Origin of the sequence: Ruminococcus sp. YE71, assembly GCF_900119155.1 — a bacterium.
GTDB lineage: Bacteria > Bacillota > Clostridia > Oscillospirales > Ruminococcaceae > YE71.
This window is the reverse complement of record NZ_FPIR01000001.1, coordinates 220,361-244,461: the sequence shown is the minus strand read 5'-3', so window position 1 is coordinate 244,461 and position 24,101 is coordinate 220,361. Positions and strand designations below refer to the sequence as shown.

The 24,101-nt window shown below is 54.1% G+C and carries 23 protein-coding genes; 1 reads left to right on the top strand and 22 read right to left on the bottom strand.

What is annotated here, in order from left to right:
- Positions 1-74: 74 nt before the first annotated feature.
- The 21 genes from BT142_RS01105 to xylB form a co-directional block, all read right to left on the bottom strand.
- Positions 75-1,685, bottom strand: coding sequence for a spermidine synthase (locus BT142_RS01105; RefSeq protein ID WP_072416357.1), 1,611 nt, complete (start codon positions 1,683-1,685; stop codon positions 75-77).
- A 137-nt stretch (positions 1,686-1,822) separates the two neighbouring features.
- Positions 1,823-2,590: a Nif3-like dinuclear metal center hexameric protein gene (locus BT142_RS01100; RefSeq protein ID WP_072416356.1), complete on the bottom strand. Its 768-nt coding sequence runs from the start codon at positions 2,588-2,590 to the stop codon at positions 1,823-1,825.
- Positions 2,587-3,294, bottom strand: a complete 708-nt coding sequence (locus BT142_RS01095) for a class I SAM-dependent methyltransferase (RefSeq protein WP_242871892.1) — start codon at positions 3,292-3,294, stop codon at positions 2,587-2,589. The genes BT142_RS01100 and BT142_RS01095 overlap by 4 nt, the downstream gene beginning before the upstream one ends.
- A gap of 115 nt (positions 3,295-3,409) precedes the next feature.
- A complete protein-coding gene (locus BT142_RS01090) occupies positions 3,410-4,732 on the bottom strand; it encodes a glycosyl hydrolase (protein WP_072416355.1) in 1,323 nt (440 codons plus the stop codon).
- Positions 4,733-4,953: 221 nt separating this feature from the next.
- Positions 4,954-6,114, bottom strand: coding sequence for a molecular chaperone DnaJ (gene dnaJ / locus BT142_RS01085; protein ID WP_072416354.1), 1,161 nt, complete (start codon positions 6,112-6,114; stop codon positions 4,954-4,956).
- A 102-nt stretch (positions 6,115-6,216) separates the two neighbouring features.
- Positions 6,217-8,085, bottom strand: a complete 1,869-nt coding sequence (dnaK, locus tag BT142_RS01080; protein ID WP_072416353.1) for a molecular chaperone DnaK — start codon at positions 8,083-8,085, stop codon at positions 6,217-6,219.
- 50 nt (positions 8,086-8,135) lie between these two features.
- Positions 8,136-8,747 carry a hypothetical protein gene (locus BT142_RS01075; protein WP_072416352.1) on the bottom strand — a complete coding sequence of 204 codons (612 nt, stop codon included), beginning with the start codon at positions 8,745-8,747 and terminating at the stop codon, positions 8,136-8,138.
- Between the two features lie 18 nt (positions 8,748-8,765).
- On the bottom strand, positions 8,766-9,317 hold the full coding sequence (locus BT142_RS01070; RefSeq protein ID WP_072416351.1) for a nucleotide exchange factor GrpE: 552 nt from the start codon (positions 9,315-9,317) through the stop codon (positions 8,766-8,768).
- Between the two features lie 8 nt (positions 9,318-9,325).
- Positions 9,326-10,357, bottom strand: a complete 1,032-nt coding sequence (gene hrcA / locus BT142_RS01065; protein ID WP_072416350.1) for a heat-inducible transcriptional repressor HrcA — start codon at positions 10,355-10,357, stop codon at positions 9,326-9,328.
- Positions 10,358-10,785: 428 nt separating this feature from the next.
- A complete protein-coding gene (locus tag BT142_RS01060; protein WP_072416349.1) occupies positions 10,786-11,163 on the bottom strand; it encodes a VOC family protein in 378 nt (125 codons plus the stop codon).
- 4 nt (positions 11,164-11,167) lie between these two features.
- A complete protein-coding gene (locus BT142_RS01055) occupies positions 11,168-11,716 on the bottom strand; it encodes a Uma2 family endonuclease (protein ID WP_072416348.1) in 549 nt (182 codons plus the stop codon).
- 29 nt (positions 11,717-11,745) lie between these two features.
- Positions 11,746-12,297, bottom strand: coding sequence for a histidine phosphatase family protein (locus BT142_RS01050; RefSeq protein WP_072416347.1), 552 nt, complete (start codon positions 12,295-12,297; stop codon positions 11,746-11,748).
- A 70-nt stretch (positions 12,298-12,367) separates the two neighbouring features.
- Positions 12,368-12,748, bottom strand: coding sequence for a DUF2085 domain-containing protein (locus tag BT142_RS01045; protein WP_072416346.1), 381 nt, complete (start codon positions 12,746-12,748; stop codon positions 12,368-12,370).
- A complete protein-coding gene (locus BT142_RS01040; protein ID WP_072416345.1) occupies positions 12,724-12,951 on the bottom strand; it encodes a hypothetical protein in 228 nt (75 codons plus the stop codon). The genes BT142_RS01045 and BT142_RS01040 overlap by 25 nt, the downstream gene beginning before the upstream one ends.
- A 4-nt stretch (positions 12,952-12,955) precedes the next feature.
- Positions 12,956-14,143: a hypothetical protein gene (locus BT142_RS01035; RefSeq protein WP_072416344.1), complete on the bottom strand. Its 1,188-nt coding sequence runs from the start codon at positions 14,141-14,143 to the stop codon at positions 12,956-12,958.
- A 124-nt stretch (positions 14,144-14,267) separates the two neighbouring features.
- Entirely contained in the window at positions 14,268-15,707 is a 1,440-nt protein-coding gene (gene purB, locus BT142_RS01030) for an adenylosuccinate lyase (protein ID WP_072416343.1), read from the bottom strand.
- Between the two features lie 349 nt (positions 15,708-16,056).
- Complete coding sequence (locus tag BT142_RS01025; RefSeq protein ID WP_072416342.1) at positions 16,057-16,398, bottom strand: S26 family signal peptidase; 342 nt, start codon at positions 16,396-16,398, stop codon at positions 16,057-16,059.
- Entirely contained in the window at positions 16,388-17,389 is a 1,002-nt protein-coding gene (locus tag BT142_RS01020) for a helix-turn-helix transcriptional regulator (protein WP_084659256.1), read from the bottom strand. The genes BT142_RS01025 and BT142_RS01020 overlap by 11 nt, the downstream gene beginning before the upstream one ends.
- A gap of 18 nt (positions 17,390-17,407) precedes the next feature.
- Positions 17,408-17,671, bottom strand: coding sequence for a hypothetical protein (locus tag BT142_RS01015; RefSeq protein WP_072416340.1), 264 nt, complete (start codon positions 17,669-17,671; stop codon positions 17,408-17,410).
- A gap of 285 nt (positions 17,672-17,956) precedes the next feature.
- A complete protein-coding gene (locus BT142_RS01010) occupies positions 17,957-19,900 on the bottom strand; it encodes a leucine-rich repeat domain-containing protein (protein ID WP_072416339.1) in 1,944 nt (647 codons plus the stop codon).
- Positions 19,901-20,101: 201 nt separating this feature from the next.
- Entirely contained in the window at positions 20,102-21,625 is a 1,524-nt protein-coding gene (gene xylB, locus BT142_RS01005; protein ID WP_072416338.1) for a xylulokinase, read from the bottom strand.
- 513 nt (positions 21,626-22,138) lie between these two features.
- Between xylB and BT142_RS01000 the strand changes: the two genes are divergently transcribed.
- Positions 22,139-22,951 carry a DNA-3-methyladenine glycosylase family protein gene (locus BT142_RS01000; RefSeq protein ID WP_072416337.1) on the top strand — a complete coding sequence of 271 codons (813 nt, stop codon included), beginning with the start codon at positions 22,139-22,141 and terminating at the stop codon, positions 22,949-22,951.
- A 213-nt stretch (positions 22,952-23,164) separates the two neighbouring features.
- Here BT142_RS01000 and BT142_RS00995 read toward each other — a convergent pair whose 3' ends face one another.
- Positions 23,165-23,929 carry a zinc ribbon domain-containing protein gene (locus BT142_RS00995; protein WP_072416336.1) on the bottom strand — a complete coding sequence of 255 codons (765 nt, stop codon included), beginning with the start codon at positions 23,927-23,929 and terminating at the stop codon, positions 23,165-23,167.
- Positions 23,930-24,101 lie beyond the last annotated feature (172 nt).

Here is a 24,101-nt window from a genome sequence, read left to right as displayed (position 1 = left end):
TCCTCGCCCCCCGAGCCCCTCGCCGGTACCCCTAAACTTTTTTAGGTTCTGGCGTGGACGGGATGTTGTTTGGGTCATGCTATAAGCGATAAAATGCCTTCTTTGGCTATTTTTTTCTTATAGTAGCTCAATTCTTCACTTATCAGGTCGTCTATTACCTGCATTCCCAGCAGCTCTACGGGGGCTTTATCATCGGTCAGCGGGGCGCCGTTTGCTTTACATTCGGTCAGCCCTTCCGTCACAAGCCCCATCATATACGCGAACTGGTCATCGGTCAGCTTCTCCGTGTTCGCGGTCAGCCGCTTCGTCATCTCATCCGACGCTGACGCGAACAGCTCACGGTTCGTCGAGCCTTTGACATCCACCGTGTAAACGTTCGGGAAGACCGCACATATCGTGTCGGTGAGCTTATCGTTCACGCTTCCTGCACGGTCGGATTTCATGTTCATGTTCACGACCATCACGCCGTCATCGGTCAGATGCTGACGCACCAGTCTGAAAAACTCGATGCTCGACATCTGGAACGGTATCGTAATATCCTGATAAGCGTCAACCATGATGACATCGTACTTCCTGTCAGAGACGTTCAGGAAGGCTCTGCCGTCATAGGTAGTGACCTTCACGCTTTCGGGCAGGTCGAAGTATTCGCGGGCGAGGTCGGTGATGCGGTCGTCTATCTCGACGCCTTCCACGGTCACATCCTTGATATACTCGCTGCACTGAGTGGCATACGTACCGCTGCCCATACCGAGCACGAGGATATCGCAGCCCTCACCGCTGGGCTTATCGGTCATGAGCGGCGCAGCCATAGCGTAGTCGTAGTAGAGCCCCGAAAGACCGCCGTGCTTCATTTTCAGCGACTGGACGCCGAACAGCACGTTAGTGGAGAGGATAACGCGGCGGTCGTCCTCTTTGACTTGCAGGTAATTATAGACGCTCTCGCCCTCGTAGGTGAGGTCTTTCTCCCAGAACGCGAAGCCTGCGGTCGTACCGAAGATGCAGCACACCACGAAGAGAGCGGCGCTGACGATCGTCGCGACGATCTTACGTTTCACGGAGATGAAGTAGACTGCCGCGAGTATCAGCATTATCCCCGAGAAGATGAGGAAAGTGACCGCAGTTCCGAAAGCGGGTATCGAGAGAAAAGTCGGGACGAAAGTACCGATAATGCTGCCGATAGTATTTGCAGCGCCGAGAGCGCCGACAGTTTTACCGCTGTCGTCGAGGCTGCCGACGGTATATTTCACGAGTGAAGGGGTGCAGGTTCCGAGCAGGAAGAGTGGGAAGACGAAGATAAGCATACAAGCGAGGAACGCAGCCCAGACGAGGAAATTAGTACTGACGGTAACGACGAGGAGACCTGAAACGAGGAGGATAATAAATTTACCGAGGACCGGTATAGCGGCAGTCCAGACGGCGGAGACGAGCAAGCGGCGATAAAGTTTATCGGGGTCGGGGTCTTTATCGGCGCTGCGGCCGCCGTAGATATTACCGAGAGCCATAGCTATCATAATGGTACCGATTATGATAGTCCAGACTATCTGAGAGGAGCTAAAGTAAGGTGCGAGGAGGCGGCTTGCGCCGAGTTCGACAGCCATTACGGACATACCCGCGAAGAATTCGGTAAGGTAGAGGTAAAATTTATTCCGAAGCACGCCCTTAGGGTGGGAAGAGTTATTATCCATGAGTCATCTCTTTTCAAAAAATATAGAACAAACAATTGAAGCGTGTTCGCCAGAGACTAAAAAGTTTAGGAGGGCGGGAGACCCTGGACCCCTAAACTTTTTGAGACTCTGGCGTGGACGGGTCGGTGGCTGCTTTTTCAGACTATCGTTACGGGGTCTGTGAACGCTTCCGACTGCATTACCGTCAGGGTGGGGAATTCTTCCGTCAGCTTCTGCGCTATGAACTCGTGGAAAATATTCTCCGTATGATAATGCCCTGCATCTATCAGACAAAAATTACTGTTCACTGCTTCTATAAACGCCGAATGCTTGCAGTCGCCCGTTATCAGCGCGTCACAGCCCTTCGCTATCGCTTCACTTATCAGCGACGCTCCGCTGCCCGAACATATCGCCGCACGCTTCACACTTCCGCCTGCTTTTGTCATTCGTATCACTTCACAGCCCAGCTTCTTCTTGCAAACCTCCGCAAGATGCGACGCCGAACTCTCGAACGGGAGCTCGCATACATACCCCATCGGTTTGCCTTCCTCATACGCTAACGGCTCGATGACCTTCAGCCCCAGCCGCTGCGCTAACAGATCGTTCATGCCGCCTTCCGCCGAGTCGAAACTCGTGTGCGCACATATCGCCGCTATCCCTTTCGCCGCCAGCGCAACGGCAGGCTCCCTCGGGTCGAGCTTCTTCAACGGTCTGAAGATCACGGGATGATGCGAGATGATGAGCTGACAACGCTTCTCCGCCGCTTCCCTCACAACATCGTTGGTGATGTCGAGGGCGGTCAGCACTCGCAGCACTTCGCTGTCCCTGCTGCCTACAACGAGTCCGCTGTTGTCATAGCTCTGCTGCCCCGAAAACGGCGCAAAACTGTCGATAAGGTCGTAGATCTGTCCGACTGTGGTATTCATAGTATTCCCTCCGATTCTTTTTTCAGTCGTTCGGCAAGAGCGGTCAGCCGCCTGCCCTCGGCGCGCTTTTCTTCATCCGATGACGAGAGCATCCCCTCGCCTGCTTTTCTGAGCCTTGCCGATCTCATGGCAAGGTATTTTCTTCCGTCGTCCGTTTCGGCGGTGACGAACCCTGCCGAAAGGTAGCGCTCGCCGCATTCGTATTCGGGCGGACGTTTCACCGCCGTCATGACCGAATACACGAAACTCCCGTCCTCGCAGGCGGTCTCGGCAGTGATGCTGTAGCCGTTGTCGTAGAGCCATCCCCGAAGAACGTCGGCTTTGGTCATGGGTTGTAGGATGAGGACGGCTTTGTCAGCCCAGCCGCAGCGCGAGATTATGTCCGCGATGAGTTCGCCGCCCATGCCTGCGCAGATGACCGCAAAGCTGCCCTCCGCAGGCGGCTGCGGAAAAGCGTCCAGCCCGTTCGAGAGCACCGCCGTCACGCTGTCCCCGAGCCCGTATTCGGCGATGGTCTTTTCCGCGAAACCGAGTGGACGGGGGTTGATGTCGCACGCCCAGACGCGGCGGCTGATGCCCTGCTGCACAAGGTATGCCGCCAGATAGCCGTGATCTGTGCCGATGTCGCAGGCGTAGTCGGTCTGCGAGCCGCGCACTGCCTCGGCGCAGGCGATAAGTCGTTTGTTTATGAGCTCAAGTCTCATGTTATCTCTCCGTTCATGCGCAAACCGTCAGCCCCGAAATTGCAACGGAACTGACGGCAGGTGATCTGATCCGATAAGGTGCCTGACTCAGGTCGGGCTTATCCTCTGCGGATCGTTATTTCCATTTTCTCGATACGATAACTACAGCCGCGGTGAGCACAGCCACAGCAAGCACGCCTGCGGTATCAGCACCTGTAGCGGGGCTGGTGTCGGAGGACGCTGCTGCCGATGCAGTCGCGGTCTTGGTGGTGGAAGCTGCGGTGGAAGTGGAAGCAGCCGAGGAAGACGAAGCGGAAGAGCTGTCCGACGTCTGTGAGCTGCTGTCTGTCTGGGAGGAACCTGTCTCCGAAGAGCTCACTTCAAAGCTGCTTTCATCCGAGGAGCTGTCCTCAGCGGTATTGCCGTAGGACTTTAAGTCGGGCAGCTCGTCGAGAGTGATGACAACATCGCTGTTGTACACCTCGGTGAGGTTATCCTTGTCGTTGTTGACGATGTAGTCGGTATGCCATACCATGAACCACGACCATACCACGCCGTCTTCCGTGAAGGTGTCTATCTCAGGCAGATTGCCGCACTCATGGAAGCACATGGGCTTGGAATCGGTGGCGTTCTCCAGCAGCAGGTTCCAGCCGCGCTTGTTGTCGGTGGTCTTGCGGTAGGTGTCCGAACCCACGATGTCGCAGTATTCGTCGCCGGGATACCAGCCTGACTTGACGTCGTCGGCATAGCCCAGCACCCAGATGAGGCTGTTCAGCCCGAGGTCGTTGGTGTAGTGGTCGTACATGAGCGTCCAGAGCTTCTTGAAGTTCTCGGCGCCGCCCTTGCCCCACCAGAACCACTGTCCGTCGAACTCGTGGAAGGGTCTCCACAGTACGGGAACGCCTGCGTCCTGAAGCTCTTTGAGAGCCGCGCCTGCCTTGTCCCAGTTTTCCATCATCGCCTTGTATTCATCGGTGGAGGGGTCAAGGAGCTTTTCAAAGTCGGGGTCATCCGCCTTCGATTCGTTATAGCCCTTGCCGTTGACGCCGCAGTGCCAGCATATCTCAACGATACCGCCCTTAGCGTCCCATTCGATGCCGCGCTTTACCACGCCGCTGAAATCATCGTTCATGAAATCAAGACCGCGGAGAGCGGGCAGCTTGCCCGTAGTCTCCTCGATGTAGTTCATTTCGTAGTCGGGAGTACCTTTCCAGGTAGACTCCTGCTGACCTGCAATCATTTTAACGCCGAAATTATCGCAGAGATAATCGTAAAGGCGTTTTGTCTCGTTAGTCGCGTTAGGGTTTGTCAGGGGGTGAGCTGCCGTATAGTTATCGGCAGTGGTCACAGCGGTGTCGGCTGCGGAGCTGTCTGCAAAGACCGCAGGTGCGTAAGCTGCCGAAGCGGCAGCTGTCATGATGGCTGCGCAGAGTACTGCTAAATGCTTTTTTGTATTCATTGTAATCACATTCCTCGAAAAAAAGGGGTCAAAAAAATAGTGTTTTTTCAGCTTTCGGGCGGGGGGCGCCGCGATCGCTTTTTCTACAATGATTATAGCATTTAGACGTACATATTTAAACACCGTTGTATGTTCAATTTGTAAAAAATCACATAAAAAAGCCCCCGAAATGTAAATTATTTTCGGGAGCTTTGAACAAACTTTGAACCGCTGTTTTTATGTTATTTCAGCTTTTCCTTTAACTTGTCAAAGAATGTCGAACGCTTTTTATAGTTCTTTTCGGTAAGCGAACTTTCAAACTTTTCGAGCAGCTCCTTCTGGTGTTTGTTGAGTCCCTTCGGCACTTCGATGACCACCTGGAAATAGTGGTCGCCGCGTTCATCGCGGTTGCCGCGCTTCACGCCGAGGCCTCTCAGCCTGAACTCGGTACCCGGCTGTGTGCCCTCGGGTATCTCGAAGGTCTTGTTGCCGTCGATGGTAGGCACGCTGACCTTATCGCCGAGAGTTGCCTGAGCGTAGGTGATAGGCAGTTCCGTCCAGATGTCGTAAGTATTTCTGCGGATGAACAGCGGGTCGGACTTGACGCGTACATTCAGGTACAGGTCGCCGGGCTGACCGCCGTTTATGCCGTGGCTGCCCTCACCGCGTATCTGGAGCTGTGCGCCGTCGTAAACGCCTGCGGGGATGTTAAGGGTCTTGGTGACGGTCTTGCGTACTCTGCCCTTGCCTGCGCAGGTAGGACACGGATTCTCGATGACCGAGCCTGCGCCGCCGCACTTGGAGCAGCTCGTAGTCTGTGCGAAAGCTCCGAAGGGTGTATTCTGGGTAATGCGCACGCGTCCCGAGCCGTGACAGTCGGGGCAGGTCTTTTTCGAGCTGCCTGCTGCCGCGCCCGTGCCGTTACAATCGGGACAGCGTTCCATCCTGGTGACCTTGATGGACTTCTGGCAGCCCTTGCAGGCCTCCATGAATTCAAGGGTGATGGACTGCTCGAGGTCTTCGCCGCGTCTGGGGGCGTTGGGGTTCGAGGAACGTGCTCCGCCGCCGCCGAAGAAGGCGTTGAAGATGTCATCCACGCCGCCGAATCCGCCGAAACCTCCGAAGCCGCCGAATCCGCCCGCACCTGCGCCTGCGCCTGCGCCGTAGTTCGGGTCAACGCCTGCGAAGCCGAACTGGTCGTACTTCGACTTCTTGTTCGGGTCGGAAAGCACTTCGTAAGCCTCGTTTACCTCCTTGAACTTCGCCTCAGCGTCCTTGTCGTCGGGGTGAAGGTCGGGGTGGTACTGCCTTGCCATCTTGCGGTAGGCTTTCTTTATCTCGTCATCCGAAGCGCCCTTTGAAACGCCGAGCACCTCGTAATAATCTCTTTTATCCTCTGCCATATTCTTTACCTCCGTATGCCCTTTTTTCAAAGGCTATAACCTACTATAGGACGGCGGCGAATTTTCCGCCGCCGTCCCGTAGGTTTAAGGGTTTACCGGTCTTTAGTCAGTGAAGGTAGCGTCGATAACGTCGTCGTTTCCTCCGTTATTGTCAGCTGCGCCTGCGTCAGCACCGCCGAAGCCGCCTGCTGCCATGTTCGGGTCAAAGCCGCCTGTCTGACCGCCGTTAGCCTGTGCAGCTGCCTGATATACAGCGGTAGCAACTCTCTGGAAGCTCTCCTCAAGTGCCTTGTGAGCGGACTTGATAGCCTCGATATCGGTGCCCTTGAGTGCTTCCTTGACGGCGTTGATCTTAGCCTCAACGTCAGCCTTGTCGGAAGCGTTCACCTTGTCGCCGAAATCGTTCAGGCTCTTCTCGCACTGGAATGCAAGCTGGTCTGCTGCGTTTCTTGCGTCAACCTCGTCCTTCTTCTTCTTGTCCTCAGCTGCGAAAGCCTCAGCTTCCTTTACAGCCTTGTCGATGTCGTCCTTGGACATATTGGTGGAAGAAGTGATGGTGATGTTCTGCTCCTTGCCTGTGCCGAGGTCCTTAGCGGATACGTGAACGATGCCGTTTGCGTCGATATCGAAGGTTACCTCGATCTGGGGGATTCCTCTCGGAGCGGGAGCGATGCCGTCGAGACGGAACATACCGAGCTGCTTGTTATCCTTAGCGAATTCTCTCTCACCCTGAAGAACGTTGATATCAACAGCGGTCTGGTTATCAGCGTAGGTGGAGAAGGTCTGGGTCTTCTTGGTGGGGATGGTGGTGTTTCTCTCGATCATCTTGGTAGCGATGCCGCCTGCGGTCTCGATGGACAGCGAAAGCGGAGTAACGTCAAGCAGGAGCAGACCGTTCTCAACGTCGCCGCCGAGGATACCGCCCTGATATGCAGCACCGAGAGCTACGCACTCATCGGGGTTGATACCCTTGAACGGCTCCTTGCCGATGAGGGACTTAACAGCTTCCTGAACAGCGGGTATTCTCGAAGAACCGCCGACCATCAGGACCTTGTTCAGCTCACCTACGGACAGACCCGAGTCGGAAAGTGCCTGACGAACAGGTCCCATAGTCTTTTCAACGAGGTCTGCGGTCATCTTGTTGAACTCAGCCTGAGTAAGGGTGAGCTCTAAGTGCTTCGGGCCGTCAGCCGAAACGCTGATGTACGGCAGGCTGATGGTGGTGGAAGCGGTGGAAGAAAGCTCGATCTTTCTGAGCTCTGCTTCGGTCTTGAGTCTCTGCATAGCCATCGGATCCTTGGTCAGGTCGATGCCTTCCTGAGCCTTGAACTTCTCGACCATCCAGTCGATGATCCTCTGGTCGAAGTCATCGCCGCCGAGACGGTTGTTACCTGCGGTAGCAAGAACTTCGGTAACGCCGTCGCCCATCTCGATGATGGATACATCGAATGTACCGCCGCCGAGGTCATATACCATGATCTTCTGATCCTCTTCCTTGTCGATGCCGTAGGAAAGAGCAGCCGCGGTCGGCTCGTTTATGATTCTCTTTACAGTCAGACCTGCGATCTGACCTGCGTCCTTGGTAGCCTGTCTCTGAGCGTCGGTGAAGTAAGCAGGAACTGTGATAACAGCCTCAGTCACCTTCTCGCCGAGGTAAGCCTCAGCATCGCTCTTGAGCTTCTGGAGGATCATAGCGCTGATCTCCTGAGGAGTGTACTCCTTGCCGCCCATCTGAGCCTTGTAGTCGCTGCCCATGTGACGCTTTATGGAAATTACGGTGTCCTTGAAGTTGGTAACAGCCTGACGCTTAGCTACCTGACCGATCAGTCTGTCGCCGTTCTTTGAAACGCCGACTACCGAAGGGGTAGTTCTTGCACCCTCGCTGTTAGGGATTACTACTGCCTCGCCGCCTTCAACAACGGCTACGCACGAGTTTGTTGTACCTAAGTCGATTCCGATTATCTTGCTCATAAGTCATTTCTCCTTTTTTATATATATGGGTATGTTTGAATTACTTTGTGTTATTTGAGATCCTTGATAGCATCAGGTATCATTTCCTCAGGCGAATCGTACATTGCCGAGGCTGCTTTTTCTTTCTGCTTTTGTTTTGCGACCTCGTAGAATTTTGTTTTCTCCTCTTCGGTCATCTGTTCAAGGATGTAATCCTGCGTGATAAGAAGCTCAATATCCTTTATCCTGAGCGCTTCCGTCATCGAGCCCGCGTCCTCGTCATCGGTATACACCTTCTGGTCGGTGTATTTTTTCAGAAGAACGCTTGCCGCGTCGGAGCGGTTTTTCAGCTCCTGCATGGTGTCCAGCGTCTCGTTGAGATATTCAAGACCCGCTTCACAGGTGCTGAACCGTTTCCACTCGAAGAAGAGCGGATAGTCCAGGATAGAGTCCACAAGGTCCTCGGTGGAGAGTCCCTTGAGGGTGCTTTCGGGAAGCTTTAGCTTATCAATGCGGCTTTCGGTGTTAAGGTCGTTCTGCCACTGCTGGTCGTCGGTGACCGAGTCGTAGAAGGAACGGACGCCTTCGATGTTGTCTGCGACCGACACGGAATCGGAACCGCCTTTTCCGCATCCGCTGAGCAGAAGCAGCGCCGCAAGAGCCGCTGTTATAGTACGTTTCATGCCGCACCTCCTTGGGGGCTACGGGTTTGCCACCACTACCATCGGGTATCTGATGACCTTGTCTCCGATCATTACGCCCTTCTCGAACACCTGAGCCACGACGTTCTCGCCGAGGTCGGGGTCTTCGATGGTGCTTACCGCGTTCGCCTGTGCTGGGTCGAAGGGTTCACCTGTGGGGTCGATGATCTTAACGTTCAGCTTGTCGAGAGCGTCCCTGAACTGGTTGAGTATCATCTCAACGCCCTTCTTGTAGGTCTCATCCGAGCACTCTGTCTCGGCTGCTCTCTCGAAGTTATCATAGATCTTTATGAAGTTCAGCACCGTGTCGCCCACTGCCGCCTCACGCGTTTCAAGCTGCTGCTTTGCGGTGCGCTTGCGGTAGTTGTCGTACTCTGCCATCAGGCGAAGGTACTTGTCCTTCTGTTCGGCCAGCTCCTTTTCGAGCTTATCCGAGCCGCCCTCTTCGGCAGTCTCCGCGGTCTGTTCCTCATCGATCTCCTCCTCAACTGCCTGTTCGGCAGCCTCCTCCTCGATCTGATCTTCTATTTCCTTTTCAAAATCAATGCTCATGGGGTCTGTCAGCCTCCTTTATTTTCTTCGTCGTCATTCGGGCTGCTGTCTGTCAGCAGGTCGGTTATTCTCTGCGAGAAGTATTCCAGATACGGGATGAACTTCGCGTAATCTATCCTCATCGGTCCAATAAGTCCGAGCGCGCCTGCCGTCCTGCCGTCCTTTTTAAAAGGTGCGGTGATTATCGACGAGTTGTGTATCACGAACCCGTCGCTCTCGGGTGAGAAGCTCACCTGCAAGCTGCTGAAACTGTCGTCGAAGAACCTTGCTATCTCGCGTTTATTGTCAAGAAAATCTATTATCTCGGTCTGGTCGAAATCCTTGCAGGTCAGCAGGTTCTTTTCGCCCCTGAGCTTTATATCCTGCGCGGTCATCTCTTTCGCCAGCGTGAACAGCTCACTGAGAAGCGGCGTCAGGGTCATCATGTACGCCCCGAGCGCTTCGCGTATCTTCTCGAAAGTCTCTTCCGAAATCTTGTCAACGGGCACGCCCTCAAGATTCTCTGCCAGATACCTGTCGAAGAATTCCAGCTGTTCGTGTGTAAGGTCGAATTCAAGTCTGCACACCTTGTTGCGTATCGTGCCGCCCGAGGTTATCATGAGGATGACATACATCCGCTTGCCCGTAGGTATTACCTCGACCTTCGATATCATCGAGAATTTTGGTGCGCTGCTCGCAACTACAGACGCGCACTGTGTCAGCTGCGTCAGTGCCAGCGAAGCGGAGTTCACAAGTTCCTCTTCGGTGGCGGCGTTCGGGTCAAGCATCGAGTCGAGCCTGCGCTTTTCTTCTTCCGAGAGAGGGTCGCGCTCCATCAGGGTGTCCACATACAGCCTGAACCCCACATAGGTGGGTATGCGCCCCGCCGAGGTGTGCGGCTGTTCAAGGTAGCCCTGCTTTTCAAGCTCCGCCATTTCGTTTCGTATGGTAGCCGACGATGCTTTGACGTGTGCCATTATCGCTTTAGAGCCTACAGGCTCGCCTGTAACGATATACTCATCGACTACCGCCTGCAATATCTTTAGCTTGCGGCTGTCCATTTCTATCTGCTCCTTCCGACTTTAGCACTGAACTGTTTTGAGTGTTAGCACTCTTACTCTCTGAGTGCTAATTATAGTTTACCCCTTTTTTCAGAAATTGTCAAGGGGCAAACCCAAAATTCCCTCAAAAATTTCGAGCCCTTTCTCGACACCTTTTTGTGCACTATGCCAAAACGGCGCTTTCACGGGGAGAATGTGCGGATCTTACCGGGGGAAACCTTTCTGAAGAAAGGTTCTCCCCCGGACCCCCTTCCAAAGACTTTTAATATTTTTTTTGGCAAGGGGTATACATTCTTCCAAAAACAGCACGAATTTAAAGTTCGCAGTTCTTTCGGAAAAAAAGAAAACCCCTTGCCCAAAAACATCAGAAGTTTTAGGAAAGGGGTTTTCAAAATAAATCCTGCACAAACTCCACGAGCAAGCGCCGTTCAGAGTTCGGTGAACAGTTCTATTTCTTCGCCGAGAGGGCCTTTGCAGAAAGCCATTCTCAGCCTGTAGGGCGGGTCGGAGGGGAGAGTCCTGTCGTCGGGCTCGATAAACACCTCGTAGCCTGCCTGCTTTACCTTAGCGGCGAGGCCGTCAACGTCGTCGGTGAGCAGAGCGAAGTGTCTGACCGCGCCTGTCTCCCTGACGCCCGTGCCGTTGGAGAATATCTCGATAAGACCGCAGCCCGTATCGAGCATGATGCCCTCAGCCCATCTGCGCTTCACGGACAGTCCAAGCACTTCGCAGTAGAACCTCTCTGCCTGCGCGAATTCCTCTGCGGTGCCGCATTTCAGCGATACATGGTGGATACCTTTTACCATAGCATCACACCGTCTGAGCGAGGTTTATCGCGAGGGGGTCATCCTGACCGAATATCGCGACGTTCACCGTCTCGCCGAAACCGAAGCTCTCGGCGAAGCGTTCCGCCTCAAAGAAATAGAGGGTGATCTTCTCACTCTTCGGGTCAACTATCCAGTATTCGCGGACGCCTGTCTCCTTGTAGAGCACGAGTTTCTTGAAGTACTCGTCGGAGGGTGTGTCGGAAGCTATCTCGATGATAAGCTCGGGAGCGCCGTTGAACTTCACGTCGTCGAGCTTGCTCCTGTCGGACGCGACGAAGATGTCGGGCACGACAATGTTGTTGTCGTCGAGCTTTACGTCGGCACTTGTCAGCACGAAGAAGCCGCTGCCGCGAGCGGACAGATATGCGTTTATCTGTGATGACAGTGCGAGCAGTATCTGCTGATGTCTGATGTTCGGGGTCGGCATATAGTCGATGCCGCCGTTTATCAGCTCAGAGCGTTCTCTTATCCACTCAAGAGCCGCGTAGTACTCATCGGCAGTGTACTTTCTTTCCATTACGATGTTTTCCATGTTTTACCCTCCGATTAAAAAGATTCTGACTAAATTAGTCTTTTAAGTTTGCAGTTTTCGATTCCTGCGCTCCAGAAGTCTTTGACAGGTATATTCTTTACCTGACATACGATGCTCGAATTCATCGCGCCGTGACCGACTATCAGCACAGCCTTGCCTTCGTCCAGCAGCGGTCTGACTTCTTTTTCGAGAAGATCCCCCGTCCGTGCGAAAAGCGACTCAAAGCTCTCCGCGCCGCCGGGCGGATCGGTGTAGTCCTCGGGGTGCAGGAACAGCGCGTTTATGGGGCAGTTCGGCACCTCGAAGCTGTAAGCCATACCCTCGTACTCCCCGAAACACATTTCTTTCAGCCTCTCGTCGGGGATGATGGGGACGTCCCTGCCTTCGAGAAGTATCTCCGCAGTCTCCCTCGCCCTCACCAGCGGCGAACAAAAGCACACATCAAAATGCACATCCCTGTACTCCTCAGCGGCAGCGCGTGCCATCTGCCTGCCCTCTTCGTTGAGCGGAATGTCCGTCTGACCCTGTAACTTGTGCTGCTCGTTCCAGTCGGTCTTGCCGTGACGTATTATGTATAACAAAAAATATCAACTCCGTTAACTGTGTATTGCCGTGTCGGCGTCTGCGGTTCTTCCCCAATAAATTCCGCAGTCACCCCTGCAAACGCTGACATGACAATGCAGAAATAAGGCGGAAATACAAGCAGCCTGTTCCGAAGCCGCCGAGGATGCCTGTTATCAGCCGTCTGCGGTTGTTGGACATCACGCCTTTCTGCTGTGCTGTCCAGTCGGCAAGTGTCGTCAGGCACAGGCATATCGGGAGAAATGTCGGCAGACGGCGTTTTATCGTGAACACCGACAGCAGATGCCCGATCATCACCCCCGTGCATCTCGCACAGACGGGAAACTGCCACTCCCTGAAAAAGAAGCTCCGCTCGGGAAGCTGGTGACAGCCTGCCCTTGCGCATATCTCCATCGCTTTCAGCCAGACCGCCGTCCGTCTGTCGGTCACAGTCTGAACTTCTTTCCGCATGAGCCGCAGACCCGGAAGGTGCGCTGCTTGTACTTCGGCTTGTGACCGCAGAGACCGCATAGCAGACCCGCGGGACCGAGTATCAGGTAGCCGCACAGTCCCTTGAACACTCCGTAGCCGCCGCCCTTGAAGTCGGTCTCGGTGATGGGGTGACAGTTGTATGAGCCGCATTTCGGGCATTGTGATCCGTTCGTTCTTGCCATAATATCAGTCCTTTGTAAAAGTCAGTGTTTTAAGGGTGTCCTCAACTATACTGCGGTCAACGCCCGTCATCGAAGAACCGTCGATGTGGATATATTCCGAACGGAATTCAAGGAATGCGCCGCCGTGCGGATAAATATCGTACCAGGTCTCATACGGGTCCTGGAGTTCTTTGCCCGAGTAGTGCTTGTCCGTGCCGATGATGCGGATGCCCTTCGTACCGTCGGATGATGTTATCTCCTCGACCTTGTCGAAGGTATGCACGGTAGCGTATTCGTAGTTGCCGTACAGCGTGCCGCGTGTTTTCATGAACACATCGGCAAATTCTTCGAGGGTCATAGGTTCGGCAGGGGTGATCTCGCTGATATCCATCCAGATATAGCCGTCTGACACGCCCGAATCGGGTGCTATCCTCGAAAACGTCATGAACTCGTAGTCCTGACAGTAGTATTTTTCGACATGACTGAACTGATAGCAGGTCTTTGGCAGTACCATGGTGAAGCCGTAGTCGCTGTCGGTGTACAGGTCGTTGTTCTGGTTCTCAAAGTGTCCGAAGGGGTCGGTGTCGGTATTTTCGGTAGGCTCGTATCCCGACACATCAACGCCCCAGCACTGATACCACTGATAAGCGTCCGCCAGCAGATACACGCCCGGTTCGTCGATGACAGCGGTCACGCGGTAACTCTCATAGTCGGTGAAGGACGCCACGGTGTTGTAGACGTGCTCGTTCTCGACGTAATGCAGCAGGATGAGGTTTTTCAGCGGAACATTGTTCATGTTGCTGCGGTCGATGTTGAACTGGATCTTTGCCGAAACAAAGTTCTCGCAGGTGAATTCCACAGGTGCGCCGAAAAGTCCGACGACTTCCGAATGCAGAACGTGTTTGCCGTACAGGTCGGACAGACTGCCGCCCTCATACACGCCGTACACGCCCACGCCCTTGACCCCGTACATCTCCGAAGCCGAAAGGTCGATAGACCTGAAGGTCTTGTCTTCGTCGGGCTGTTTTTCGGGCTCTGAGCTGTCGGCGTCCTGTTCTTTCGGGGAGTCGGTGCCTGCTTCGGTCACGGTGACTGCGTTTGCTTCGGGTCTGTCTGCCGACTTTGTTTCTTCGGCGTCTCCCGAGTCATTGAGAGGTGCGCATCCGCAGAGCAGTGCTGCGGCGATGGCTGCTGTCAGTATTTTCTTTTTCATTTCTATGAGTCTCCTGTCTTTTATGATGCTGACGGGCTTATTTATAATACAGGGGCGCACCTGTGTGTACGCCCCTGCACTCAAATATTTCTTATGTCAATGTGCTGCGGCAGGGGAGATGCTTTTATACGTTTATCTCCGCTACGTCGTCCGATACTCCGTTTGCTTCAAGTACGGGCTTCACGCAGTTGGCGATGAACTCCTCGACCTGCTGCGGACATCTTCCGATGAAGTTCTCGGGCTTCATGATCTCGTCCATCTTCTCCTTTGTCATGCCGAACATGGGGTCAGCAAGGATAAGATCACACAGATCGTTGTCAAGTCCGTCGCGCTTTACGTGACTGCCTGCGATCATCGAAAGCTCTCTGATGCGCTCGTGGAGCTCCTGACGGTTTCCGCCTGCCTGTACAGCGTCCATCATGATGTTCTCGGTAGCCATGAAGGGCAGCTCTGCCATAACTCTTCTGCGGATGATCTTGTCATATACAACAAGTCCGTTCTCGGGGTCGGTGACGTTGAGCATGATGTTCAGGATAGCGTCAACTCCGAGGAATGCCTCAGCTACAGCGATACGCTTGTTAGCGCTGTCGTCGAGAGTTCTCTCGAACCACTGTGTGCCTGCGGTGAATGCGGGGTTCAGAACGTCTACCATCACGTATCTTGCCAGCGAGCAGATGCGCTCATCTCTCATCGGGTTGCGCTTGTAAGCCATCGCGGACGAACCGATCTGGTTCTTCTCGAAGGGCTCCTCGATCTCCTTGAAGGACTGGAGGATGCGGATGTCGTTGCCGAACTTCATAGCCGACTGAGCGATGCCCGAAAGCACCGAGCATACAGCGTAGTCGATCTTTCTCGAATAGGTCTGACCCGAAACGGGAACAACGCCCTCAAAGCCCATCTCTTCCGCGATAAGGCTCTCCAGCTCCTTGACCTTGTCGGTGTCGCCGTGGAACAGCTCCATGAAGGAGGCCTGAGTGCCCGTAGTGCCCTTGGAGCCCAGCAGTCTGAGTCTGCCGATCTCGAAATCGAGTGCTTCGAGATCCATGAGCAGCTCGTTGCACCAGAGGGTAGCACGCTTGCCGACGGTGGTCAGCTGTGCGGGCTGGAGGTGGGTGTAGGCAAGGCAGGGCATACCCTTGTACTTGTCAGCGAAGGCTGCCAGCTGGGAGATGACCTTGACCAGCTTGCGCTTTACGACCTTCATAGCGTCGCGCATGATGATGACGTCGGTGTTGTCGCCGACATAGCAGCTTGTAGCGCCGAGGTGTATCTTGCCTGCGGTGTCTTCCGAAACGGTCTTGCCGTAGGTGTAAACGTGAGCCATAACGTCGTGACGGACGATCTTCTCGCGCTCGGCAGCTACAGCGTAGTCGATGTTCTCGATATTGGCTTCGAGCTCGTCAACGTTCTGCTGAGTAACGTTCAGACCGAGCTTCATCTCGGCTCTTGCCAGCGCGACCCAGAGTCTGCGCCATGTAGTGAACTTCTTGTCTGCCGAGAAGATGAACTGCATCTCCTTGCTTGCATAGCGGGTGCAGAAAGGGCTTTCGTAGGAATTTGTCATAACATATACCGTCCTTTTCAAAAATCAGGGCGAAATCTGCCCTATAAATGGTTATATACCACTATTATATCACATATAAGTTTCGATTGCAAGAGCTTTTATGTGATTTTTGATAAATCGGAATGATGTTTGGGGCTTTTGGTCTCGCCTTTGGCGGGATGAGGGGTTTGACGCGAATCGCTTGCGCTCTCGCGTTAAAATAAGATCGGCAGATCGCTTGTTCTCGGAAAGTAGTGCGGACTTTTTGGGTCTGCGCCTTTCGGGACGTTTTTCGTGATCTGCCGATCTTATGTTTTTTGTGCTGTGGTGCGTTTCTTTATGTGCCTCCGACGGTCGGGGCGTTTGTGCGTTATATTACTTTTCCTACGTAGCATTTTCTCGGGATGAAGCCGAGTCCGCTGCTGCTGTCTATCGAGACTTCGCGGTTGTCGCCCGTCAGATAGAGCATCCCCTTCGGGACTTCGCCTATGGGGGTCATGTCGCCGCCGACCGCCGTCACGCGTTTTATCAGCAGCCGCCCCATGAATCTCACACAGATGATGTCGCCCCTCCGAAACGGCATCTTCCGTATGCAGAGCTTTATCTGCCCATCCCTCAGCGTCGGCATCATGCTCTCACCCGCGACCTCTATCGGCTTTATCAGCACAGCCGGCAGCGCTATGACCGCCGCCGCGATAAGTTCAGCCCTCATCGCCGTTTACCGCCAGTATGCTCCGCAGAAAATCCGCATAGGCTTTTCTGACTTCGGGGGTCAGTATCTCGGCTTTCGCACCGAACTGGGTCAGCCAGCCGAAGAAGGTGGACTGCGACCTGACCGTTACGTTGATGTGGAAATGCTCCGCGTCGTCGGGGATGAAGCTGATGTCCCTGCCGAAACGGTCGATGACGGGTCCCGCCAGCGAACTGTGGAACCGCAGTCGGACGCTTGTTTCCTCGCCGCCGAACATCGAGAATATCGAGCCGAGATACTGCTCCATGTCGAAGCCTTTCGGCAGGGGTACGCAGGGCTCGCTCATGAGTCGGACGTCCTCCATGCGGTCAACGCGGAAATTCACCACCTTGCCGCGGTTCGGGTAGTAGGCCACCAGATAGTAGAACTCGTCATTCCAGACCAGCTCGTATGGGGAGCAGACGCGCTCGGAGTCGCGGTAGTGCTTTTTCTTGTCCATCTCGTAGCTGAAATACTTGAAACGTATCTGCTTTTTCTCGGCGAGTGCCTTGTAGATGATGTCTATCGTCCCGAACACTTCCGAGTCGGGGGTGTTCTGCTTTTTCGGGATGCGCAGCTGACGGCGAAGCTCTTTCGCCTGATGCTCGCCTGCGAAACCGCGGAGTTTCGTGAGTATGGTCTCCTTTTGCTCGGCAGTGAGCATACGTGAGGAGTTCACAGCGTCGGCAAGGAGTTTCAGCTCCGCGAGCCCGAACTCCCGTTTCGTGAGCCTGTAGTCGGCATATCTGCCCGTTCTGCTGACGATGCTGCTGTCCATCAGCCGCAGCGCCTCGATGTCTGCACCCACAGCCTTTCGCTCGGCAGAGATGCCGAAATCGGCGAGCTGTTCGATGATGCCGTTCATCGTGATGCCGTGGTCGGCGTCGGTCTTTTCGCAGAGTATACGGTAGATGTACATTATCCTGAGCCTGAGGAGCTCGGGTGAGTCGGACATATCGTTCATTCCTTTCATTTGTTCGGGGGTCGTGTTTCAGGCAGTCATCAGCTTGTCCGCGAGCCTTACGATGTTCACGCCGTAAAGCCCCTCGCAGGCAAAGTGCAGCGCGAACTCTTCCGCAGAGCTTTCGCAGAAGGGCAGCTCCCTTTCGAGGAACTGCACGGCACTTTCCACAGCGTCCTTTTCGCCCGTGATGAACAAAGCGCCGCTCAGCCCGAGATGTACGAGCTTTATCGGTCTCATGACCATATCAGGCTCGCAGCCGTTGACTATCTGATATCCGCATTCGTAATACATATCCATTCCGCCTTTCTGTAAGTGGGAGATTTTTTTCTCTGTTATTATTATACCACACTAATTATCCCGAATGTGGGACAATTGAACAAAAAGGCGAAAAAAATATATCCGACACTGTTCGGATGTTTTTTTCGTGCTTCAAAATAAGCCCAAAGATAAGCGGTCGGGACAAGCTCTCACCCTACATCAATGGCGAGAGCCTGTCTTACCAACCAAGTCTGACAGATGACAATATTAAAAGTCTTCAGAAAGGTTTCCCACGGAAAAAGCAACCCACCCGCAGCTTTAGATTTTTCTCATGTCAACGGCCGTGTGTCTGTACTGACCGGGGGGGATGATGACGTCGTAGTTGGCGCTGAAGCTCTTGGCTTCGGCGAACAGGGGGTCGTAAACTCTGCCGTTCATGTATACCCAGCCGTGAGCGGTGTCGTGGGCGATGTACACGTCCTCATAGCCTATCTCGTGGAACATGAACGCGCAGGCGGCGGCTTCGGAAACGCAGCATCCGCACTTGTACTTGAATATATCATTCGCAAAATCATTCTCCCAGCCGGGATTCTTGTAGATATAATTCAGCTTTCTGAACTGGTGGTACGGGAACTGGAACAGCCACTTGAACACCTTCAGACGCTTGGTCTCCATCGAGTCGGTGGGCTTGCATATCTGCTCGACATAATTATGAGCCGTCATCATCGTGCCGATCTTCGTGCCGTTGTAGCCAGAGGTGTCCACTGTGCCGTCAGCCGCTATCGGGATGCCGTCAACGTTGCAGCCCGTGACTCTCTTGCCGTCGAAGCGTCCGAAGAACATGAACTGACCGTCGATCTTCTGCCAGCTTGTAGCCATCCAGCCGTTGTTGTCGAAATAATACTCGCTGCCGTCGATGGTCATGAGGGAGTTTGTCACGGGCTCGCCCTGCGTGTTGTAGTAGAATGTTCTGCCGCCTGCGGTGTACCAGCCCTGACGGACTATCTTGAACGTAACGGTCTTTGTGCCTGTGAAGTTGCCCATGCCTGTTACGGTCAGGGTCGCGGTGCCGATGTTGATGTTGTCAGACCAGCTGAGGGTGTAGTCCCTGTCAAGGGAAAGTATCCTGCTGCCGAAGGAGATGGTCGGCTTCGGCTTTTTCTCCTTGCCCGTGTACTTGTAGGTCTCTTTGAGGTCGAATATCCTTGTGCTCGCGATGTCTGCGGCTTTGATGCTGTAGGTCTTTGAGACTGTGTCCGTGTACTTGCCGATGCCCTTGATGGTCATGGTGGCAGTACCCGTGTTCACGTTGTTCGACCAGCTGATGGTGTAGTCGGTGCCCTTTTTGAGCAGTACGCCGCCGACCGTCACCGAAGAGGGTACAGGCTTTATGTAGCTGCCCGTGTAGGTGTAGGCTGACCTGATGCCGAGTATCTTCGCCGTCCTGATGGAGATGAGCTTCGGCACGACGTCGAGCTTTTTGGTAGCGTCGCAGTGCTTGCATTTATATAAGGTATACCCCTCGGAAGTAAGGGTGGGTGCTACGGTCTTCTGCTTCACGGTGAAGCGGTGAGGTGTTTTCGGGACGACGGCTATAGCCCTCTGACCGCAGTCGGTGCAGTACATGGAAAGTCTGCCCTCTTTTGTGCAGGACGCGGTGAGGGAAATGGAAGCCAGCCCGAAAAAGTGGTGGTGCTCCGCGAACTCAAAGCCGTTCTCGATAGCGTAGGTCTCGGCTGCCGAACCCTTGATGCCCTCGATGACAAAGCCCTCGATCTTGTTCTCCCCGTCGGCATATCCGAACGCCTTTTCACCGATGGAAGTGACCTTGTCGTTGATGACCACCCTCGTCAGTCCCGTGCAGCCGAGGAAAGCCTCGCTCTCTATCGTGCGTACCGACTGGGGAATGTTCACGGCGGTGATCCCGGCGTTGTCCCTGAATGCACCACTGCCGATGGTGAATACCGAGTAATTGTCGAGCGACGACGGTATCTTCACCGTTCCGCCGCTGCCGATGTAGCCTGTCAGCGTGCAGAGCTGATAGTTCCCGGGCAGGTATCTGAAATCGCCGCAGGTGACGGAATCGTCTTCCACTTCTTCTTCGGATGTTTTTTCCTGTGAGCTGTCATCGGCGCTTTCGGCCGAGCTGTTCTCGTCGGTGACCGAGCTTGCATCGGTGCTCTCGGGCAGCGCATATACCGACGCCGAGCCCGCAGCCGCGATCAGCAGAGACAGCAGCACAGCTGTTATCTGTTTTCTCATAAAGAGTCCCCCTTGATATTTATGTTGGTAACACAATTATATCACATTTGCCTTAAAATAGCAATAGGAAAGTGGATTTTTTATTTATTTTGCAGAAATCAAAGATGCGTTTTTAGCCGAAAACATCATGCAGGGTTAAACAGCGTGTTGAACAAAAAAAGGCACTTCTGTCCGAAGTGCCTTTGGGAATATCTCGTTTTATCAGAGCTTGGCGAGCTTTGCGCACTGAGCCTTTACCGCAGGATATATCTCGCGGTAGAGCTGGTAGTAGCTCTCGTAAACGGGTACGTTCGCCGCGTCGGGCTGCTGTATCTTGTCCACCGAAACGACTGCCTTGCAGGCTTCGGGAACGGAGGAGTAAACGCCTGCGCCCGTCAGTGCCAGCAGAGCAACGCCCAGTGCGGGGCCTTCCTTGGAAGCCGCAGTCTTTACGGGGCAGTTGTACAGGTCGGCGAGCATCGAGCGCCACAGGGGGGAACTTCCGCCGCCGCCGCAGGCCATCATGTCCGAAACGTTTATATCCATCTCGCGGAACACCTCAACGCAGTCTCTCAGCGAGTAGGAAACGCCTTCGAGCACCGCGCGGAGCATATGCTTCTTGGTGTGCATGGCGCTCAGACCGAAGAACATTCCGCGTGCGTTCGGGTCGAGGTGAGGGGTGCGCTCGCCCATCAGGTAGGGCAGGTAGAGCAGTCTCTCGGCGCCTACGGGAACGGTCATGGCTTCCTTGTCCATGAGGTAGTACTCGTCAACGCCCATGTACTTCGCGGTCTCCTTCTCGGGAGCGCAGAAGTTGTCTCTGAACCACTTGAGGGAAAGACCTGCGCCCTGAGTAACGCCCATGACGTGCCATGTGTTCGGGACAGCCGCGCAGCAGGTGTGAACTCTGCCCTTCGGGTCGATGGCGATGGAAGAAGTGTGAGCGAAAACAACGCCCGAAGTGCCGATCGTAGTGAACGCCTTGCCGTCCTCAGCGACGCCCGTGCCGATAGCCGCCGCCGCATTGTCGCCTGCACCGCCGACAACGATAGTGCCCTCGCAGAGACCGAGCTCGTCAGCCATCTGCTTTGTCAGCGTGCCCGTGACCTCGCAGGACTCATAGACCTTGCCGAGCCACGACTTGTCGATGCCGAACGCAGTCAGCAGTTCATCCGACCATTTGCGGTTCGGAACGTCGAGCAGCTGCATACCCGAAGCGTCGGATACCTCGGTCGCGTACTCGTGGGTCAGCACGAAGCGCAGGTAGTCCTTCGGGAGAAGGATGTGTGCGATCTTCTCGAAAACCTCGGGCTCGTTGTTCTTGACCCAGAGGATCTTTGCGGCAGTCCAGCCTGTGAGGGCGGGGTTCGCGGTGATCTCGATGAGCTTTTCGCGTCCGACGTTCGCGTTCATCCACTCGACCTCGGCCTCGGTACGCTGGTCGCACCAGATGATCGAGCGGCGAAGCACGTTGTTCTCCTTGTCCAGCAGAACAAGACCGTGCATCTGACCCGAGATGCCGATGCCCTTAACGTCCTCTTTCTTCACACCGCTCTGAGCCATGACCGCCTTGATGGTGTTTATCATAGCGTTCGCCCAGTCGCAGGGCTCCTGCTCGGCATAGCCGTTTTTGGGCTGATACATGGGGTACTCGATGGTCTTTGAAGCGATAACTGTGCCTTTTTCGTCAAAAAGAACTGTCTTGGTACCCGAAGTACCGCAGTCCACGCCGATCACATAAGCCATAATAATGATCTCCTTTAGTTTAATTTAGTTACATTTTCCTGCTATGTATCGCTTGACAGGTACTTGTCGGAGTGCCTGCGTATCCTATTGGGGAAAACCCTTTTGAAAAAGGGTTCTTCCCCAAACCCCTTTCCTAAAACTTCTGATATTTTTTGGGGCAAGGGGTATCGCCTTTTTGAGAAGCACAGCAAACTTGCCATTTCGTGCTGTTTTTGGCAGAATATATACCCCTTGCCCCAAAAAACATTAAAAGTCTTTGAAAGGGGGTACGGGGGAGAACCTTTCTTCAGAAAGGTTTCCCCCGTTAAGACCCGCAGGCATTACGGCAGATGCCTGTCAAGCGATATGTTTCAAGAATATTATACTATATTTCCGTGGGGATTTCAAGAGGGGAATGTTAAGATGGCAAAAAATATGAAACAGGCGGTGGGTATCGCAATAATTGGGCAGGTTGACTTTTTGTGTCGGAAATGGTATAATCAGCTCAGACTATATCACGAACGAGGTGGACATATGGACTACGAATACAGTGCGAAGAGCAACAGCATCATACTCAGGCAGCCCGATTTCGATCTGGACGAAACGCTGGACTGCGGTCAGGCGTTCAGGTGGGTAAAGACTGCGGAGAATGAATACAGTGGGGCGCTGCTGTCGCGGCCGCTGGTGATACGCTGTCTCGACAAGGCGGACGGCGTGTTCGAGCTTTGCGGCACGACGGAGGAAGATTTTCTGGGGGTATGGCAGGAGTATTTCGACCTCGCGACCGACTACGGCGAGCTGAAACGGCGTTTCTCGGAGGACGAGACGCTCTCGAAAGCCTGTGCTTTTGCAGGCGGCATCCGCATCCTGAAACAGGATGCGTGGGAAGCGCTGAGTTCCTTCATCATCTCGCAGAACAACAACATCCCGCGCATCAAGGGCATCATCGGCAGGCTTTGCGAGCACTACGGCGGCTACCCGTCGATAGAGCAGCTTGCGGACGAAACACCCGAATCGCTGGGGTTTCTGAGAGCAGGCTTTCGGGCGAAGTATCTGACCGACGCGGTGGAGAAACTGCGGTCGGGGGAGGTCAGCCTTGACCGTGCGAGAACGCTTCCCACCGACGAGGCGCGTGCGGAGCTGATGAAGATAAAGGGCGTCGGACCAAAAGTTGCGGACTGTGCTATGCTGTTCGGGCTGTACAGGATAGATGCGTTTCCGAAGGATGTCTGGGTCAAGCGCGTGATGGCGCAGTACTATCCCGATGGGCTGCCCGAGTGCGTCAGAGGGGTCGAGGGGATCGCTCAGCAGTATCTTTTTCATTATATTCGGAGTATTTCCAAGTGAGTTTATTCGCAAAAAGGAAGCGAGCGGACTGGCGTCCGCCGCTTCCTTTTTGCAAAGGTGTATCTGCGGCATTTTGGTGCTGTCATGGTTGGCGGTTCGGGTTTTTTATTTTGATCGACCAGACTGTTTTGATCGGGGATGCCGCAGACGCTTATTTGAAATGGGGCTGCCGCCCCATACGCCTTGTCTCTGGCGAGGACGTTTCTTTTGTTTTTATCGCTTTTTGTAGAGTACCAATTCGGGTGCGTATCCGTTCTCTTCATATGTCGAAACAAGTATAAAATCCATGCCTGCTACGACCCCGAAACATCTGTCCCCGCCAAACTTACATTCAAGCTGAGCCCCGAGATATGTCGTGCCGTTGTCAAGAAACTGTACCGCATCACCGCTCGGCAGACGGTATTCAAGGTTGACATAACTCCCGACAAGAGCATATAACTTCTCGACCTTCGGCATCCCCTCGATGTTCAGCGCGTTTATCTCGTCGATGAGCTGCTTTTTGTAAAGCTCGAACTCGCCGCCGTCGCTCAGCTGCTCGTAACGCTTCCAGTAGTCCAGCTTCGGCAGCGTTTCTTTAAGGTATGCGCGTATCTCGGCGTCCGAGCGGTCGGGGGACTTCATGTTCATGACGCAGACGTTGATGAGCTCGTCCATGTCGCTGTACATGAACCTGCCGTCGGAGTAGCACCACTTGCAGTAGCTGTCGTTCAGCGAACCGTCTTTTTCCCTGCTCATGGTCTTGTCTTCCAGGGGCATACCGCAGCACTGACATATCAGCTCCCTCGGCGAACCCAGCAGCGTGTTGATGGAGACATCGTACAGATCAGACAGCAGTTTCAGCGTTTCCGTGTTCGGGATAGTCTCGCCGGTTTCCCATCGGCTGACAGCCTGACGCGTGACGAAGACCTTCGCGGCAAGGGCGTCCTGAGACAGGCCTTTGTCGGTGCGCAGCTTGTAAAGTATCTCTTTTGTTTCCATTCGGATCAGCCTCCTTTGGTTAAAGTATAGCATTTATTCGGGGGACAGTCAAGCAACCGGCTGTTGCTTATTATGGGAGAGACTGGTTCAAAAGACTGCGCGGGTAAGTCCGATATTTTGGGCAAGTATGCCAAAACCTGCGCTATGCCGTGTTCAAGACCTTGACACAAAT